Source organism: Streptomyces sp. NPDC031265 (genome assembly GCF_055570295.1).
In genome coordinates this window covers 148346-165538 of sequence record NZ_JBVIHM010000012.1, presented here as the reverse complement: position 1 = coordinate 165538, position 17193 = coordinate 148346, and the positions used below count along the sequence as shown (strand labels likewise).

Genomic DNA, 17193 nt, shown 5'->3' with positions numbered 1-17193 from the left:
TTCAGGTGGCCGGGCCGTAGTTGAAGGAGTCGGCGCGGGCGAGGTCGACGCTGACGGTTTCGCCGTCGCTGCCGCCGGTGCGGACGGTCCAGCCGGTGATGCGGCACCAGCCGGACCAGTCGTCCCAGTCGTTGTGGACGGTGACGTGGACGTCGTCGCCGACCTGGAAGCTCCCGAGGGGGGCGGCGGGGTGGTCAGGGCGGATGCGGACCTGCTCGACGGTGCCGCGGGTCTGCCGCCGGATCCGCTCCGCCCGGGCCCGCACGGCCAGGACGTCGGTGCCCTTCACGTCGGGCAGGTCCAGGACCTGTTCCAGGCGCAGCCGCCCATCCCGCACGCTGTCGATGACCCGCTTCTTAGCGCGGCCCTCCCCCGCCCCGGTGGCGATGACAGTCTGGGCGTACTCGTCGGCGCTGCGCGTGATGGGCGGGGCGTCCATGATGTTGATGCCGGAGGCCAGGGAGATGTCGTCGCGGCGCGCGCCCAGACGCGGGTAGGCCAGGCGCAGGCGGCGGGCGATCGTGCCGTCCTGGTTCCAGGCTGTGTCGCAGGTGTAGTCCGGCGAATCATCGGCCTTCACCAGGTCGTCGGCCATGTTGCCGAGCACCGGGGTCTCCCACCAGTTGGAGTGCCACGGCTCGGCCGGCGTGCCAACCTTCGCGGTCGAGGTGGCCGCATCCACCCGGACGCCGAGGTCACCGTCGGCCACCGACTGGGCGTACTCCCAGATGTCCCGGATCATCCGGCAGGGGTCCGCGTTCACATACGGGCCGCGCCCGCCCAGCTCACCATCCAGGTCGTGCCGGTGCTGGAGGTAGGACGACCAGCTGGCCGCCTCCAGGGCGAGGCTGGGTCCCTGCGGGGTGGCCTGCCACAGGATGCCGCCCCAACGCAGGAAGTGGTCCCGCTCCACGTACAGGGCGGTCACGCCCTCGTCGAACACGTCGGGCCGGCTGCGGGCGAACCGCGGGCCTACCTTCGCGGTGAGCGAGCCGGGCCCGTTGAGCTGGGGGCCGAACTCCACATCGCTCAGCGGCAGATCGGCGGAGGTGATCTCCCCGGTGAGCAGGTGCTGGGCGAAGTAGCGGTAGCCCGGCATCAGAAGGTGCCCTCGACGAACTCGATGTCGACGATCACGTTCGTGGAGGCGTTGATGTCCATGTTCCAGGGCTCCGCACGCAGCCGGTAGAACTGGAGGCCCAGCTCCTGGGTGGTGCCGCGCATCGACGGCTCGATGTTGAGGGAGTCGGCGATGATGATGTTCTCCCGCGAGTCCGCCGTCATCGCGTCGGCGTCCTGAACGATGGTGTTGCCGAGCTGGTTGCCGAGCCGCTGCCTCCACAGCCCGTAGCAGTCCTTGTTACTGATCCTGACGTTCAACGTCGTGACTAGGTTGGCGCTGACCGCCCACGTAGGGATGTCGACCAACGTCACCCCGCTCTGGGGGAAGTTGAACCAGGTCTCCTTCTGCGCGGGCAGCTGCTCATACGGGTAGCCGCGGTTGACCGCGAGGCGACGTTCGCGGCGCGGGTTGGCCAGCTGTCGCAGATCTCTGATCATCCCGGCGGTCACCGTGCCGGTGTTGGCGGGCAGGGTCACCGCCGCCAGCGCGATCGCCGTGTACCCGTCCGGCGGCGACGGCCGCATAACTGGCCCGATCAGTGGGATCACGTCGAAGAACGCGATCGGGTCCGTCGCGGGGTTGCGGTTGCCCTCGTACTGCGGGTCCTGGATCCGCAGCACGATCAGGTCCCGGCGCGGGCTCGCGCCTGTGGGCGCGATCGGCACGGTCTCGGTGCCGATGTTGTAGACCGTGTAGTGGCCCTGCCCGTAGGCGGCACGTCCCTCGATGATCGCGGAGCCGTCCCCGACCTGGACCCCTCCGGCCGGGACGGTCAGCGGGCTCACCTTCAGGTCCCCGCCCTGGGTGATGCCCTGCCCGCCCCGCGCCAGGTCCCGGATCATCATCCGGAACGACTGGGCCGAGTGAGCGGCACCGTTGGTGAGCAGGGGGGCCGAGGTCAGGGTCATTGGGAAACTCCTCGCGACAGAGACGTCCAGGCAGGCCGCCAGGTGACGGTCAGCAGGGCGGTGTTGGTGGGGTCGGTGGCCTGCCAGCGGATCTCGCTGCGTCCCGGCGTCAGCACGAAGGTGTCCAGCCGCCCAGCGGTGAGCGGCACATGGCCGCCGCCCCGGCGCAGCACGGAGCGCCAGGTGGGCCGGGTGTCGATCTCGACCCAGTCGCCTGCCTCGACCACCGTGTTCAGCCGCAGCCGGTGGCCGCTCTCGACGTGCACAACCGTGGGGTTGGCGCACGGGCCGTTGATCCGCAGCACGGGCCAGGTCGGGGCCGTGCCATCCACGGTGATCCACCCGGGCCGGGCCGTCTCGCCGGGCACCGGGGTCACCACGATCGGCGCCACCACCGGCGCCGTAAAACCGCCGCCGCGGATCAGGCCGAGCGGCAGCTCCAACTGCTCGGTGCGGTCGGCGTAGAACAGCGGACCGGCGGCCAGGAACTCGATGTCCAGCGGCACCCAGCCGTGCACCAGGCGCTCCACGTCCGGCTCCATCTTGCGGAGCCGACCGAACACGACCCGGGTGTCACGGCCGGGCAGTTTGAGGCGCAGCGCGGTGGTCGCGCCGCCGGTCAGGCGGACGGCTGGGTCATCGTGCAGGCGCTCCAGCTCCGCGAGCACGTCGAGAGCCGCGGCCGCGTCACCCGGCGTCTTGATCGCCGCGTCGATACGGATGGTGCGGCCGCCGAGGTAGTCGGCACCGAGCCACAGCCCGTCGTCGTGCGGCGGGTCGACGTCAGCGGTACGCACCGGGGCACGCCCCAGGCCCTCCACAGTGGCGACCGGCACCGGCGTTCCGGCACCGATGACCAGGCCACCAAGGTCGAATTGGAAGTCCGTGAGCAGCCCGGTCATCGGCGTACACCGCCCCTTTGGGCACGGCGCACCTGGTAGCCGATCGCGGCGGCGATCTGCTGCTCGGTGGCACCGGGCCGGTCGATCTGGATGGTCTGGGTGCCGATCAGCGGGGCAGCCTGCTGGATGACGACGACCTGGACGCGGCCAGCGTTGGCGTCCTGGACACCGGTCATGAGGGCATAGCCGAACCGGCCCGCGACGTCGCTGAGCACGGCTGTTGCGCGCTGGCGTTTGCTGACGGCGAGCGGGACGTACGCTTCACCTTGCGTGGAGGGCTCGGCGAAGCGGATCAAGCCGCCGGAGGTGGCGTAGATCCCCTCCCGGATGCCGCCGTCCGCGTAGGAGAGTCCCTGTCGGGCGCGGGTCAGGTCGGCCAGGAACTTGGTACCGCGGCTGCCCAGAGCAGCAGGCACCTGACGCCCGGCCTTGGCGACGACCCGGATGATCTCGTCTTCACCGAGGCCGGTGGCGTCGGCGACTTGGTGGATGCCGATCTTGTCGGACGTGATCGCCGCGATGATCTGGATGACCTCGCCGGTCTCATCGGACGTGAGCTGGGCTGCCGAGGTCTTGGCCTGCTCGTTGGCTCGGCTGGCCTTGCCCTTGTCGGCTACGGCCTGGGCCGCCAGGTCGCGTGCGGCCTGGTCATTCTGGGCATTGAGCTGCGCGGCAAGCTCGCTGTAGCCCATGCCGGCGAGCTTCACCAGGTTCTTCTGGAAGTCGGCGTTCTCGTCGTTCGCTACGCCGAGCTCGCGGGTGAAGTCGGTCAGCGACGCCTTGGCCGCTTCCGCGAGGCCGCGCAGCTCTCCCGCCATCTGCTTGACGTACTTCGAGCTACCCGTGGCCATCTTGTGGACCAGGTCGACGCCGTCCTCGCCCATCGCCTCCAACGCCTTGGCGACGTCCGTACCGGCCCGCGAGGCGATGGTGGCCAGCTCTTTGCGCCACCGGTCCGCCACGTTCGCACTGTCGCGGAGTTTCTTCGTGAAGATACCCAGGTCGAACTTGCCGTCCTTGTTCTGTGAGCTGGTCACGAGCGACGACAGGGTGAAGAGCGAGGCGGGGGTGTAGCTGAAGGAGCTCACGCCGCCGTTGGCGAACCAGCGGATACCACCTGGGTCACCGCCGAGACGGCGGACGGTCTCCTCTGTGATCCGCCGTGACCTCGGCCACTTTGACCGGGCGTGGGGGATGTAGCTCTCGCCTTCTGTCTCCGGCTCCGCCCACATGCGGATATCGCCGCCTCGGGCGATCTGAGCCCTGTGGTCCTCACGCATCCCGCCCCCGGCGAACGCGAGGACGCGGCCCGCCGACGGGTACAGGTTGCCGTCAGCATTCGTATAGATGTTCTTGGGCGGGGGCGGGCCGACGTTGACGTACGGGCTGTAGGAGTAGCTGACCCCGATGGTGACCGTCTTGCCGTGGACCTGGTCGATGGCGCCCTGGATCGCGGCTGCGGCCGAGGTCGGTGTGCCGGTCGGCAGGGTGATCTCGACGTTCTTGCTGCCGGGGATCGCGCTGATCGTGAAGCCGAGGTTCAGCAGCTCGGTTCGGGCCGTCTCCGTGGGGGCGTACACGGTGACGGTCTTGGCGCCGGGGGTCGCGTAGATCGCGCCTTGTACTGTCTGGAGACTGGCGATCGTGGCAGCGACGTCCGCGGTGAACTTCACGTTCTTGCCGTTGGGGACGGTCCCGAGCTGGTCCAGGAGGACCTTGAGGGAGCTGCGGGCGCCCTCGGACGGTGCGGTGATCTTGATTTCGCGGGTGCCCGGGATCGTCTCCACGCTGAAGCCCAGGGACCGGAGGTCCTTCTGGGCCTGTTCGGTGAGGCTGTCGACCTTGATGGTCTTCTGTGTCTTGAGTCGGTCGAACTCCGCGTCCACGGCTAGGAGGTTGGCCAGCGTGGAGTCCATGCCCTTGGTCTCCAGCAGGAGGCTCACCTTGGAGGGCAGCAGCCCGAGGCTGTCGGCGACGCCATGGGCTTCCTGCCGGGTTAGCCCGTAGCCCCGCGCGGCGTCGATGGCCGCGTCGCGGGCTTTCTGCATCTGCTCGCGGGCGGCGGCCAGGGACTCGGGGAGTTCCTTGCCGTTTTGCTGGGCGAGGGCGTAGGCCGAGACGGAGGCGTCTGCGGCGGCGTCGCTGAGCGCGGTGAGCTGGGTGTAGAGCTGCTGACCGTTTCGGGTCGTGGTGTTCAGCGTGCCGGTGTTGCTGAGCAGCGCCTTCCCAAAGCCGTCGGCCTCGTTGATGCCGCTCTTCAGGGCGCTGTTGACGTCGAGGATCGCGGCGTTGACGCGGGCTTCGGCGGCCTGGAGGGAGATGCTGCCGCCGGACAGCAAGTCGAGGGCGCTCTTCAGCGCTCGGGTGCGGGTGTCGGCGTCGGCGGTCTTGTCGGCCAGCGCGCCGACAGCGGTCTTGAGCCGGTCGTAGGCGGTGGTGCCCGCGCCGGAGGACTCCTCGGCGGCGGCCAGTTCCTTGGCCCGTTCCACCGATTCAGACATCTCGCCCTTGACCTTGCCGAGGGCCGCCGAGGCGTCGGCAGCACGGCGTCCGAGCACGTCGTAGCCCTGCCAGGTGTCGCCGAATTCGTTGGTCTGCCAGACGCCGTCGTGGGCGCGGGCGACGTCGTCGAGTTGTTTCTTGAGGGCGTCCAGGCTGGTGCCTTGGCCGAGGTAGGCGTCCGTGAGCTGCGACAGTGAGACGCCCGCGCCCTTCATGACGTCGACGAGCCGCTGTTTGCCGTTGGCGATCTTGGTGTCCATCAGGATCTGTGCGGCCTGTGCCCGCACGTTCGAGTCGACCAGACCCTTGGATTCGCGCAGCGCCTGGGTCAGGTTGGCGATGCGCTGCTCGTGCTCGGCGGCGCGTTCGGCGGCGCGCTGCTGGGAGGAGGCGAGCAGGCCGAGGCCCACGGTGATGCCCATCAGGGCGACGCCCCAGGGGCCGCCCATGACGCCCATCAGACCGCGCATCGCTCCCATGAGGCCGGTGCCGGCGGCTCGGGCGGCGCCGTTGACGGTGCTGGCGAACGTCGCGGTGGGGCCCTGGGCACTGCGGAACGCGGCGCCCATTTGGCCGACGATGGGGATACGGGTCTGGAGGACGGCATAGGCCGCGCTCATCCGGCTGACCGACTGGCCGGTGGCCGACGCGATGAGCTGGTGGGCGCGCATCTGCTGGCTGACGCTCTGCCACGCGCCGGTCAGGCGTCCGCCCACCGTGGAGGCGAGACCCGAGACCATCGGGCCGACCCTGCGGGTGAGGAGCATCGCGGCCACGGCGGTCTGAACCGGTCCGGGCAGGGCACCGAACAGCCTGACCAGGCTGCCGACGACCTGTCCGACCGGCACGAGCACGGACGACAGGCCGGCCACCGCCGATGTGGCGCCGTTGACGGCCAGGACCACGATGTCGAGGGTGTTCGCTGCTCCCCCGGACTCCTCGTCCAGGAATCCCATGGCCTTTGCGACCGGTTCGAGGCCGTCTCCGGCGTTCTCGATGACCGTGCCTAGGTCGTCCCAGGCGTTGATCAGCAGGTTGAGGGCGGAGGCCAGGCTGTCTTCACCGATGTCCTTGAGCGGGTCGAGGAAACGTTTCGCCTCAGCGCCGAGATCGCCGAGGCCCTGGCGGGTCTTCGCCTTGAGGTCCGGGCCGTACAGGGTGGCCAGGTCGCGTCCGTACTTCAGGGCAGCGGTGAGGTAGGGGGTCACTGCCGCGAGGCCGCGGGTGGTGAGGCGGGCGACGTACTCCAGCCCTGGGGCCATTCCTTCGTAGAGGGCGAGCCCGGTCTGCTTCGCCTGTGTTTTGAGCTGCGTCATCGCGCCGACGAGCCCCTTGCCGCGGGCGGCGGTGACGTCGGCGGCGACCCCTGTCTCGCGTACCGCGAGGGACAGGGCATCGAAGGACGTGACGCCCTGGTGGGCGATGGCCATCGCGGCGGGCATCGCTGGCTTGCCGAAGGCTTTCTTCACCCCGGCGGTGAAATCTTGCTGACTCAGGTTGTGCTGGGCCTTCGAGAGGCCGTCGATGACGTTGCGGATTCCGAGGAAGCGGCCTTCCGTGCTCCACGCTTCGATCCCGAGCATTTTCAGCCCGGTCGTGACGTCCTTGGTGGGTGCGGCGAGATTCGCGAGCATTCCGCGAAGGGCGGTTCCGGCCGTCGAGCCGATGATTCCGGCCTTGCCCATCATGCCGACGGCGCTGGCGGCATCTTCCATGCTGACGCCGAGGCCAGCGGCGACCGGCCCGGCGTAGCGCATCGCATAGTAGATGTCGAGAATTCCACCGGATGCGTTATTGGCGGTTGCTGCGAGGACGTCTGCGGCTCGGGCCGCCTGGTCGGCACCGAGACCGAATTGGTCCATGATGTCGCCGAGATATTTTGCGCTCTCTGCAGCGCCCACTCCAGCGGCGGAGGACAGGACAAGTGCCGCCCGCACAGCCGTAATTGATTGGTCGGTCCTAAAGCCCGCTCTTGCCAATTCCACCATCGCACCCGCCGCGTCGGCGGCGGTGACGGTGGGCAATTTGAGGTCGGCGCCGAGCTTGCTCGCCATCCAGGCGGCGCGCTGCATCTGGGCCGCGTTGGCTCCAGTCACCGCCTGGAACTGGCTCATCTCCCGCTGGTAGCGGTTGCCTTCTTCGATCACGCCAGCGGTGCCCATGAGGAGGGCTCCGCCAGACAGCATCCCGGCGAGGGCCATGCCGCGGGAACGGACGTTACCCAGGGTCCGCTCCAGGCCGCGCATGGAGCGGTCGCCGTCGTCGCCCGCGCGGGTCAGATGGGTGCGGGCGGTGGCGGCGTTGCGGCCCAGGCTGTTGAGGTGCGTGGAGGCGGTGGAGGCCCGGCCGCCCAGGGTGCTGACCTGCCAGGCCGCGCGGGCAACTGCCGCGTCGAGCGCGGCGATCCGACGCTCGGCTGCGGCAGTCCGCGTGGCGAAGGAGCGGGCAGCGTCCGATGCCGAACGCAGCCCGCTGATCAGGCTGGTGACCTCCGCGCGCAGCTGGACGGTGAGGCTGTAGCCGCTCACTCGGCACCGCCGACATGGCGGTGCAGCTGAAGGTAGGTTTCGCGCGGCAACAGCGCGATCTTCACGCCATAGCTGGCGGCCCCTTCCGGAATCTGGTCCCGCTCGTGGGAGATCAGTTCGCAGCCGGGGCAGCGAATGGTGTCCGCGACGAACGCATACCGGTCGCCGCCGTGTTCGGGCTCCCAGTCCTGCGCGCGGGTACGGCAGTCGGGGCAGACGGTGCGCTGCCACTGCTGCCAGGCGATGGCCTTGTCCCGGTCAAGGTCGGTCCATTGCCCATCTCCGCCGAGGAAGGCGCTGTGCGGGATCCCCCACCGGTCGCACAGCTCCAGCTCGGCGCGCAGTCGCGGGTCAGCGCCTAGTCTTTTCCCAGGTCAATGCGGCCCTCTTGCTGCACCGACCAGGCGGTCTCCCACAGCAAGTTGGCGTCGGGAGCCGACCATGTCCGCAGGAGTTCCGCCGCATCGTCCTCGGTCATCCCGTCCAGGCACGACGCGGCGATGAGGGCGGCTGGGAAGGTGTCGGAGTTGAACGCCGCCACCCCCTCGGCGTTCTGCTCGTCAGTCGCCGGGTGGGCAGTGACCAGCTCCTCGAACAGGGGCCGCGGCAGCGCCTGGAAGTGCAGGAACAGCGAGGCGTCATCCAGCGCTGTCCGTGTGGCCGCCAGCTGCTCATCCAGTCCGGCGGCCCGGGCGGCGAGTTCCTTGCTGTCGGGGTTGGTATCCGCGAGGAGCCGGGCGCGGTCGGCGGCCCGGCGGGCCTCGTCATGTGCGGCCCGTAGGGCGTCGTCGTCGCAGATCCGCAGGGTGCGCCGGGGCAGGCTGCGGTTGCGGAGACGTTCCATCGTCGCCGCCCAGTGGGCGTCGGACCGGACCGCACTGGACGGCGGCTGGGGCTTCGGGGCCGTGGGGGTCGAGGGCGTCACCTCGCGCCTCCCGCAGCTGCCGGGACCGGCGCGTCGAGTGCGGGCGGCGACGAGATCGTGAAGGTGACCTTGAATTTGGCCGGTTCGTTTCCGGCGTTGTACTCCGCCGCTCGGCTGGCGACCTGGACGGGGAAGGCGTCCATGGACTTGGAACCGGGGGTGTCCCCCTTGCGCAGGAACACCACGTGGCCAAGCACCCCCTTGGGCAGGAGGGTTTCGATTACGTCGGACGTGCGGTCCTCGTAGAACGTGAGGCTGGAGTTGTCCGCCTTGTCGTTGCCGGGGATCGAGGAGGCGAACGTGGACGCCATGTCCGGTGTCTCGATGGCCTCGTTCGTCAGCGACCATCCGTCGACCTCGCTGATCGTCTCCGTCAGGTCGGTCGCGTTCGGCGCCGTGAGTTCGGTGCGTGTGGGGATGAGGCTCGCGTCGGCGATGGTCTTGAGCCAGTAGATCTTGGTGATGCCGCGTCGCATGAAGCGCTGCTGGGCCACGGTGCTCCCGTATCCGGGGCAGCGGCCAGCTCAGAGGCCCTGCCCTGATGTGTTCAAGGGGCTGCGCCGGGCTGGGGAGCCGGGCGTCCGCGCGGGCCTCCGCGGTGAGGTGGAACGTTTCTTCAGGCAGGGGTCACGGTGATCGTGAACCTCTGTACATAGGAGATGATATTGCTCCTGCCGCCGTCAACCGGATCTCCCCCGTCTTCCAGGAGCAGCTCCCGGTCGATGACCTCCATCCCCGGCACGTACAGAGGGGTCACCCAGCCTGTCGGGGTGCGGCCGACGAGGACGTTCCTGGTCTGGTCGGCAAGCCACTCGACCTGGTCCGCGCGCTCTCCGATGGCGGTGACCTGGTAGCTCCAGGCCGCGTCAGCATGCCAGTCCGCGTACGACGGGCCAGAGAACACTCCGTTGAGGCTGTCGAGGATCGAGTACGGGACGCCGGCCGGGGCGCCGGTCGCATCACGGGGGACCACCGCGTGGCCGCAGGGCCTGCCGGTCCCGGCAGCTAGGGCGCTGACCAGGGCCATGGTGAGGGGGAGGCGTGGGGGCGTCATCCCAAGATCCCGTCTCGTAGAGCTGCGAGGAAGCCGGGCTCAGTCTTCCGGAAGGCCGGTTCCACGTGCGGGTATGGCGGCTGCCGGTAATGCCGGCCGAGCGAGTCGACGCCGACGAACCCGTATTCCAGGCGCCGCTGCTGCGGGGCATTGGTGAACACTTCGGCGGACACCGAGCCGCCGCTCACGGTGACCTTGACGTCCCAGGACGCCCGGTACCGGCCGGTGATGACGTTCGGGCCCGGCCTACCGGACGCGTTCTGCTGGATCCGGACCCGCAGCAGCATCGCATGGTGGCGGGTGATCGCCCGCGTCCGGTTGCGGACCGCGGGCCCCAGCCGCGCGAGCGCGGCTGCCAGCTGGATCGGGTCGCGGAAGGCCGTGGCGTCCGGATGCGCGTTGGGGTGGAGGTTGTCGGCCATCAGTCGACCTCCTGGAGACGCACGGTACGGATGACCGAGAACGTGCCGGTCGAGCTGTCCGCGATCCGGAAGCGGCGGCCGATGAGGTGCGGGTCGCGCGGTCCGCCCGGCCGGGCCGACCCGACGACGGTGAGCTCGTCGTCCGGTTGCAGCCTTGGCGCGGACAGGGGGATGAGCGCGTCGTAGACCGTGTCGGCCGGGCTGAGCGACACGACGCTGTCCACCGGCACGGTGAGCGCGAGCTGGCCGGCGCGGATCACGGCGCCGAGCCCGTGCCACACCTCTGCGGCCGGGCCGGGGTGCAGCTCGCCCGTCGTCTCGTCCAGCACGTCATCGCTGCGGCCACCCGGGTCCCGGGTGACCACGAGCTTGTCGTCGAGGATGCCCTCAACGACCCTTTGGATGCCGCTGAGTTCAAATCGCGCCACGGGCCCACTCCGTGAGCTGGCGCAGCACAGCGGCCGTTCCGCCGCCGGGGACCGACTCCAGGTCGAAGCGAGCGAGCGCGGCACGCTCCACTTCAACCGGGTCGAGTGCTTCGAGGAAAACTGCGGCGGCCGGGCCGGGCTCGGGCGGGACAGCGACGTGGACCTGGGCCGGGAGGTCGACCTCAGCGGGCCAGGTCTGCGTCGGGTTGAGGTGGAGGACGACGCTGGGCGGGGCGTGCGGGACCATGTGGAGATCGAGGGCAGACACGTAACTGCTGACGTCGACCCCGTTGATGGCGAGGGTGTAGGCGCGGCCGTCGAAGGCCAGCTGAAAGCGAGGTAGCTCGTTCACCGGCGGAGCCTAATACCCCGTCCTGCCGCACGGGCCCGCAAGGCGCGAGGCCGGGTCAGGCCCCCTGACTCCCCTTGCCGCCGAAGTTCGCCAGGACCTGCTCGGCCACCGTGCGGGCCTGGCTGTTGAGGTCCTGTTCCGTGACGACGTGCATCGGCGAGTACCGCTCGACGTACAGGAAACGCCCGGCACCGATGTCGACGGCGAGCGACGACTTCCACGTTTTACCGAACATGACCTGCCGCGCGGCCGTCCGGCCCTTCACGGTGACGGGCACGGCCTTCGTCGGCGAAGCCCCTGTCGCGTCGGCCGTCCCCAGGAGGGCTTCCTCGTTCTCAAAGAAGCTGACGACGTAGCCCGCCGCGTTGGCCGTGTCGGGGGTCATGGAGAAGTAGCAGCTCGTCTCCCCCTTGCCGTCCATCGGCTCGGCCTTCCACACACCAAGCGTCTTCTGCTGAGCCTCGGACAGCGTGACCTTGCAGACCGAGTCCTTGCTCAGGCCCTCGGTCTTAATCGGCGCGGCCTTCACCGCCTGGTCCGGGCTGGAGCTCGATGACGGGGCGGGATCGCTCGCTGATGTGCAACCTGCCACCACCAGAACGATGGACCCTACTCCACCCCACACGCGGAAACGCGGATGCACAACAGCTCCTCTGGTAAAGAGAGTTCCGGATGGTCAGCTGGTGTGGGGGGAGAGCGTGATCATCCCATCAACAGAAGCCCAGGGCCACTCACTCCGCCAGAGTTGTCAGCAGCCTGCCCGCCAAGCCCTATGGATGCCGCTGTTCCACTGCGCGGCTTCGGCTCCGAGCCAACAGCGTCGGGATCGAGGAGATCTTCTCCTCGTCGAGATGCTCCCAGAGGATGCCCGGCGGGCGGTGCGGCGTTGTGCACTGAATGATCTCGTCAGGGGTGACGATCAGGTCGACGTTGACGTCGTGCTCTGTGGCAGGAATCGGCCCGTCGATCACCTGGAGCGTGTGGACCGTAGTCACCACCAGCGTGTCAGGCCGGATGAGCCCTGCCTCGGCGAGGAGCGCGAATTCCAGATCCGAGTAGCCAGCCCCCTTCCCGACCCGCACACCTTCTCGATTAGCGGCAACACTTCCCAAGACGACGACATCGATGGGACGGAGCTGATCGACATCGACGGTGGGAGCCGCGGTGGCCGCGTACTTACTTGAGGCGGCTATCTCGTGAGGAACAGCTACCTTCTGGGGATCCAGTAGGTAGAAGGGCTTACGTGCTGCCAGCTTCGGCACCGCCATGTACACAACTTTGCCTGCGCTCAACGCCAGGGTCCGCACGGGCAGCTGCGCCTTGTCTGGGACGGATTTAACGACCCTTGCGGTCTGCCAGATTTCCAGCTCTGCCAAGCGACGAGCAGCCGCGTCTGCACCCACGAAGTTCGGGATACGCCCATACGCCGTCTCATCATGCACGGCCTGGGCTGCGTCAAGGGCCTCCCACACCGCCGTTCGAACCGCTTGCTTCTCTCCGTCGTGCACGACAGGCACCAGAGGTTCTCCTCACAAGTTACGTGGCCATCATGAGTGCCAGGAGCCGGTCATGGACATCCGCAACGATCGATTCCTGCCTCCACGGCCGCAGTTCACGAGCGGCACCGAAGACGACATTCATACCTCCACCGCCCCGGGTCTCCTGAAGCTCTCCGATCGCCACCCCAAGAGTCGTCACAGCTGCGTCAAGCTCATGCTGCCGGATGTAGGCGAGCGCCAGGTTGCCCAGCACGATGGCTCTCGACTTCTTTCGATCTTGCAGCTCGTCCGCAGTCGCTTCCAGAATCACTTGGGCCCGATGGTGCTGACCGAGGGACAGGTAACAGGAGCCCGAAAGACGGCCAACTTGGGTGGACGAGACGAGGCCCGCGGCAGCGTCTGCGTCATCGGCCCTTTCGAGCGCTTGCTCTGCTTGCGCGAGGCTACGTTCGAAGGCTCGCTGCTCCCCAAGCATCGCGTGCGCCTCGCCTGCGTGCAGCAGAGCCAGCCCAGTTACGGCAGGGCTCGTCAATCGAGCGGTCTCCGCTGCTTGCAGAGCCAGGTCGAGCCCAGTACGAGGATCTTGCTGGGCTCCATAGAGAGCCACGTAGCTGGTACGAAGCAGGGCGCGCGCTTCCAACGTGTGGTCACGAAGCCGGCGCGCGATCTGGCCGCTTTGGTCGTAGTAGTTCCTGGCTGTGTCCTGGTCACGTCGCTGCGAGGCATCCCAAGCCAACTGCCCCATGAGTGCGGACGCGTCGGCCTGAATGGACAGCAGTTCACGCTGTACGCGACCGCCACGTGCTTCCCTCGCCAGGAAGGTGAGATGGCTCAGCTGCTCCCCGCCTCTAGCGAGGAGGCTCGCCGAAGGCATCCGGTCGTATTGCTCGGCAAGCTCGTCAAACTCCTGCCGTAGCTCCCCCACTGTCACGAGGTCGACCTTAGTTGGATGGCGAAGCGCGTGTTCACGTCGCTGCTGATCGAGCACGGCCCCGTCGGTTGGGTTGGCCAGAAGGTCTTCAAGCTCCAGGGCTGTCACGCGCAACAGGTTGGCCAGCCGAGGACGCTGCCAGGGCCGAGGAGCGCCCGTACCTGCCTCCCAGCGTACGACCGTGGTCCGGTCAACACCTAAGCGCTCGGCGAGGACTTCTTGGGTCATCCCGACGGTCTTACGACGCTCAGCGAGGCGATATCTCCTCAGCCCCATCGCGTGGCTCCCAGTCCATCGAGCGCGGTTCACCGATACAGCGAGGTCATGCCCCTACTTGCATCTGGGATGCCTCATTAGAGCATCAATTTTGCTCTGGCTAGGCGGAGTTGCGCGCAGTTCAGTGAGAACCACTTCGCACCACGAGTCGAAACCGGCGTCACCTTGAACGCCGGCCGCCTATCACGCTCCGAGTCGGCAGAGGGGGAATGGGTAGTGAAGGTCCAGCTGCCCTTGGCGCAGGCAACAGCACTCCTCGACCAATCAGCGAACAGCGCGGGCGACCTCGCCGCGCTGAACCTGATCACCTACCGGCTGCGGACCGACGCAATGTTGGAGGACCGGCGGCGGATCGAGAGCCTGCTCCGAACGCTGGAGTTGAGGCTCGATCCTCCACCGGAGCTGGCAGCAGCCGTGGCCCAGGCGCGCCAGCTCTTGGAGATGAAGCCGGTCGACCGGGCCCGGCCCAGCAGCTCGTACGTCCGGATACTGCGCAGCCTCACGACGAAGGTGGAAGCCCTCCGTGTGTCGGCCGCGACCTACACCAGCGCTCCCCTGGGTGCCGACGTCACACCAGTCCACGCGCGACTCCGGAGTACGGCCGAGGCGCACGGCGGGAACGTCTGCTGGTTCCATCACGACCGGGGCTTGTCGGACTGGCCGCTGTGGGAGCGGCCGGGCTGGCAGCGCCTCCAGCGACTGATCCAAGGCAAGTGGATCACACTGCTCACGGTCGAGTCGGCCAGCGACCTCGTCCCGCCGATCTGCGTGGACGAGCCGCAGTGGGGGCGGCGCGGACTGGAGACGTGGCTCTACGGCTGGGGCATACGCCTGGTCTGCCGCACCGAAGCCGACACTGAGGCGGGTGCGCCGCGATGACCACTCTCCCCGCCCCCCACTACGCACTCCAGGATCATGATCGTCCGCTCCCTGTTTACCTACGGCCTGCTCCCCCTGTACGCGCTGCTGCTAGCCCGCTCCGTGCGGGCTGCACGCCGCCGGGCCGGAGCGCCAGCGGCCTCTCCTCGGGGGCCGCTGCCGTTCTGGCAGCATTTTCTCCAGCACTGCGCCGGGTTCCCGCTCTTCTGCCTCGTGCTGATCTCACTGGTGTGGGTGTTCCCCGGGCGGCTGCCGTGACCCACACTCCGACCGCGCCCGCAGCGGTCAGGACTCCGGCCTGGGCTGGCGCCAGCGGGGCGCCCGGGTCGCCCCGCTGGTGGGTGCGGCTGTCCGACCGGCAGCAGGAGGTCGTGCTGCTCACCGGACTGGGCTACACCGCACCGGAGATCGCTCGGGAACTGAAGCTGTCGACGCACACGGTGCGATCCCATCTGACGTCGGTGCACGCGAGGTTGGGCACGCACGACACCACAGCCATGGTGCATGCCGCGTACGAGTGTGGCGCGGTTCCCGAGCCCGCGCCGCTGGCAACCGAGCTGGTGTTCACGGGCATCCAGCTCCAGCTACTCCAGGGGCTGTCCCAAGGTCAGGACACTGCCGCCCTCGCTATGGAGCTGGGGTTCCCCTCCGAACGGGAAGCGAACGCGGAGTGCCGTCGGCTCCTGCGCACGCTCCAGGTCAGTCGGCGGCCCCATCTCATGACCCGTGCCCGGCAGTTCGGGCTGCTCGGCGCGCGACGCGTCCCGCACGATCTGTCTCCTCCATAACTGGCCGCCTCCTGGTCGCAGTCGAGATTCCCCCGTCCGCGACGCGGCCAGGAGGCGACCCACCAGCCGGGGCCTTCCCGCTCGCGGCTCGGACGCTGCGCCCGTGTGCGGGACGGGGACCGCGGGAAGGCGCGGCGCCGCTTGGCGATCCACCTGCTGTGCGGGGCGGCAGGAGCAGCGCGCGCCCCGGCCTCCGCATCGCACAGCGGGGCCGCCCCACCCAACCATGACCGAAATATGCCATCTCGCCCCACTTTGGTGAGGCGATTGAGAGGACAGTACCCATGACCACCAGCCCGCCCCGCTTACCCGCGCACGACGTCGCGTTCTGGGACCTCGTGGCCTGCAGCGGCTGGTACCTGCACCCGCTCGTCTCCGAGGAACTCCGCCGCTTCGAGCGCCGCTTCCCCGCACTTCGCGGGCAGACCGCCATCGACGCCGGCTGCGGCACCGGTGAGTTCACCCGCCACCTGCACGCCGCCGGACTCGACGTCACCGGCATCGACTGGTCCCCCGCGATGGTCGCCCAGGCGCGGCGGGCCACCAGCAGTCCGCTGCCCTACGTCGTCCATGACCTCGCCCTCAGTGACCCGCCCGGCCTGACCCCGCGCAGCATCGACCTGGTCGTGTGCCGCCAGACCCTGTCACTACTCGATGACCCCGCCGATCTTCTCTACCGGATCCGCACCCACTGGCTCCGCCCCGGCGGCCACCTCTACCTGAGCGAGGTCCGCGCCACCGACTACGAGGCACGGAGCCTGCGCGGCGGGATGACGGAGCAGCAGCTCGACCGTCTCGGGGACGGCTGGGCTCACGCCGTGCGCCACGACCTCACCAGCCAGCGTGTGGCCTGCGTGATTCTGCGCAGCCCGGCCAACTGAGCACTCCCCTAACCACTCCTCGCCATCACTACCCTGTCAATGAGGACTCATGACCCCGCAGGATGCGCCTCCGCCGACCACCGCCCGACGCCAGGCCCCGCAGCCCACCGCCAACAAGGGCCACGTGACCGCTCCCACTGAGCTGACCGTCAGCGTCGAGGGCAAGCTGGACATGAACATCCGCTTCGAGTGCCCTGCTCGGGACGCCGCATGACGCGGCGGGGCGTGCGGCCCGTGACCGCCACCGACCTGAGCAACACCGGGCACGTACTGTTCACCCGCATCGCCCGCGGGGACCACTTCTTCGGTTCGGTGCTGCCGCTTTCGGTCGAGCTGTCAGCAGAACTGCGGGTGCCTGAGATCTGCGTACGGTCCGCGCTCGATCGCCTGCACGACCTCGGGGTCCTCGACCGGGACGCCGGCCACCGCCTGGTCGTGGCGCCGCGCGAGCGGTGGCGGGTCCGGCACACCGAGCCCGGAGCGAACGCGGTCGCCGCCGCCCGGCACCTGCGCGATGAGATCCGCGATGGGGTGCACCGCGTGGACCATCCGCTGCCGCCGGGACGTGACCTCGCCCGTCTTCTGGGCTTCTCGCCGCGTGACGTCCGACGGGCCCTGCGCGACCTGGCGGCCGAAGGACTACTGGCACTGCCCGTGAAGGGCAACGCCATCGTCGTCAGCAGCCATCCCACCCCGGTACCTCCCGCTGCGTGGCTCAACCAGGGGACGGACGGTGCGCCATGCTGACGTCCGGACCGTCGTGGAGGGGTCCGGGAGCACCGCCCCTGGACGAAG

At 68.8% G+C, this 17193-nt stretch carries 19 protein-coding genes; 6 read left to right on the top strand and 13 right to left on the bottom strand.

Annotation, left to right across the window (positions count from 1 at the left end; all coding sequences use genetic code 11):
* Position 1: 1 nt before the first annotated feature.
* From ACZ499_RS20305 to ACZ499_RS20245, 13 genes are all read right to left on the bottom strand, one after another.
* Positions 2-1099 carry a hypothetical protein gene (locus ACZ499_RS20305; RefSeq protein WP_468676717.1) on the bottom strand — a complete coding sequence of 366 codons (1098 nt, stop codon included), beginning with the start codon at positions 1097-1099 and terminating at the stop codon, positions 2-4.
* A complete protein-coding gene (locus tag ACZ499_RS20300) occupies positions 1099-2031 on the bottom strand; it encodes a hypothetical protein (protein WP_468676715.1) in 933 nt (310 codons plus the stop codon). The genes ACZ499_RS20305 and ACZ499_RS20300 overlap by 1 nt, the downstream gene beginning before the upstream one ends.
* Positions 2028-2933 carry a phage distal tail protein gene (locus ACZ499_RS20295; RefSeq protein WP_468676714.1) on the bottom strand — a complete coding sequence of 302 codons (906 nt, stop codon included), beginning with the start codon at positions 2931-2933 and terminating at the stop codon, positions 2028-2030. The genes ACZ499_RS20300 and ACZ499_RS20295 overlap by 4 nt, the downstream gene beginning before the upstream one ends.
* Positions 2930-7963: a phage tail tape measure protein gene (locus ACZ499_RS20290; protein WP_468676711.1), complete on the bottom strand. Its 5034-nt coding sequence runs from the start codon at positions 7961-7963 to the stop codon at positions 2930-2932. The genes ACZ499_RS20295 and ACZ499_RS20290 overlap by 4 nt, the downstream gene beginning before the upstream one ends.
* Before the next feature lie 358 nt (positions 7964-8321).
* A complete protein-coding gene (locus ACZ499_RS20285) occupies positions 8322-8888 on the bottom strand; it encodes a hypothetical protein (protein ID WP_468676709.1) in 567 nt (188 codons plus the stop codon).
* Positions 8885-9382: a phage tail tube protein gene (locus tag ACZ499_RS20280; RefSeq protein WP_468676707.1), complete on the bottom strand. Its 498-nt coding sequence runs from the start codon at positions 9380-9382 to the stop codon at positions 8885-8887. The genes ACZ499_RS20285 and ACZ499_RS20280 overlap by 4 nt, the downstream gene beginning before the upstream one ends.
* A 122-nt stretch (positions 9383-9504) precedes the next feature.
* Positions 9505-9942 (bottom strand): hypothetical protein, encoded by a 438-nt coding sequence (locus ACZ499_RS20275; protein ID WP_468676704.1) that lies wholly within the window; start codon positions 9940-9942, stop codon positions 9505-9507.
* On the bottom strand, positions 9939-10364 hold the full coding sequence (locus tag ACZ499_RS20270) for an HK97 gp10 family phage protein (protein WP_468676702.1): 426 nt from the start codon (positions 10362-10364) through the stop codon (positions 9939-9941). The genes ACZ499_RS20275 and ACZ499_RS20270 overlap by 4 nt, the downstream gene beginning before the upstream one ends.
* Positions 10364-10792, bottom strand: a complete 429-nt coding sequence (locus ACZ499_RS20265; RefSeq protein WP_468676699.1) for a DUF6093 family protein — start codon at positions 10790-10792, stop codon at positions 10364-10366. The genes ACZ499_RS20270 and ACZ499_RS20265 overlap by 1 nt, the downstream gene beginning before the upstream one ends.
* Positions 10779-11144: a hypothetical protein gene (locus ACZ499_RS20260; protein WP_468676697.1), complete on the bottom strand. Its 366-nt coding sequence runs from the start codon at positions 11142-11144 to the stop codon at positions 10779-10781. Before ACZ499_RS20260 ends, ACZ499_RS20265 begins: the two co-directional genes overlap by 14 nt.
* Positions 11145-11199: 55 nt before the next feature.
* Entirely contained in the window at positions 11200-11736 is a 537-nt protein-coding gene (locus ACZ499_RS20255) for a DUF3558 domain-containing protein (RefSeq protein WP_468676695.1), read from the bottom strand.
* A 178-nt stretch (positions 11737-11914) separates the two neighbouring features.
* Positions 11915-12661, bottom strand: coding sequence for a 5-formyltetrahydrofolate cyclo-ligase (locus tag ACZ499_RS20250; RefSeq protein WP_468676693.1), 747 nt, complete (start codon positions 12659-12661; stop codon positions 11915-11917).
* A gap of 19 nt (positions 12662-12680) precedes the next feature.
* Positions 12681-13850, bottom strand: a complete 1170-nt coding sequence (locus ACZ499_RS20245; protein ID WP_468676691.1) for a helix-turn-helix transcriptional regulator — start codon at positions 13848-13850, stop codon at positions 12681-12683.
* Between the two features lie 216 nt (positions 13851-14066).
* On the opposite strand from ACZ499_RS20245, the gene ACZ499_RS20240 reads away from it, so the two are divergent.
* The 6 genes from ACZ499_RS20240 to ACZ499_RS20215 all read left to right on the top strand — a co-directional run bounded on the left by ACZ499_RS20240 (position 14067) and on the right by ACZ499_RS20215 (position 17145).
* The gene (locus ACZ499_RS20240; RefSeq protein WP_468676689.1) at positions 14067-14729 is read left to right on the top strand and encodes a hypothetical protein; all 663 of its coding nucleotides are present in this window, start codon (positions 14067-14069) and stop codon (positions 14727-14729) included.
* A 36-nt stretch (positions 14730-14765) separates the two neighbouring features.
* Positions 14766-14987: a hypothetical protein gene (locus ACZ499_RS20235; protein WP_468676687.1), complete on the top strand. Its 222-nt coding sequence runs from the start codon at positions 14766-14768 to the stop codon at positions 14985-14987.
* Positions 14984-15517 (top strand): response regulator transcription factor, encoded by a 534-nt coding sequence (locus ACZ499_RS20230; protein WP_468676685.1) that lies wholly within the window; start codon positions 14984-14986, stop codon positions 15515-15517. Before ACZ499_RS20235 ends, ACZ499_RS20230 begins: the two co-directional genes overlap by 4 nt.
* A 284-nt stretch (positions 15518-15801) precedes the next feature.
* Positions 15802-16398 (top strand): class I SAM-dependent methyltransferase, encoded by a 597-nt coding sequence (locus tag ACZ499_RS20225; RefSeq protein WP_468676684.1) that lies wholly within the window; start codon positions 15802-15804, stop codon positions 16396-16398.
* A gap of 49 nt (positions 16399-16447) precedes the next feature.
* Positions 16448-16612, top strand: coding sequence for a hypothetical protein (locus tag ACZ499_RS20220; protein WP_468676683.1), 165 nt, complete (start codon positions 16448-16450; stop codon positions 16610-16612).
* A gap of 20 nt (positions 16613-16632) precedes the next feature.
* Positions 16633-17145: a GntR family transcriptional regulator gene (locus tag ACZ499_RS20215; protein ID WP_468676681.1), complete on the top strand. Its 513-nt coding sequence runs from the start codon at positions 16633-16635 to the stop codon at positions 17143-17145.
* Positions 17146-17193 lie beyond the last annotated feature (48 nt).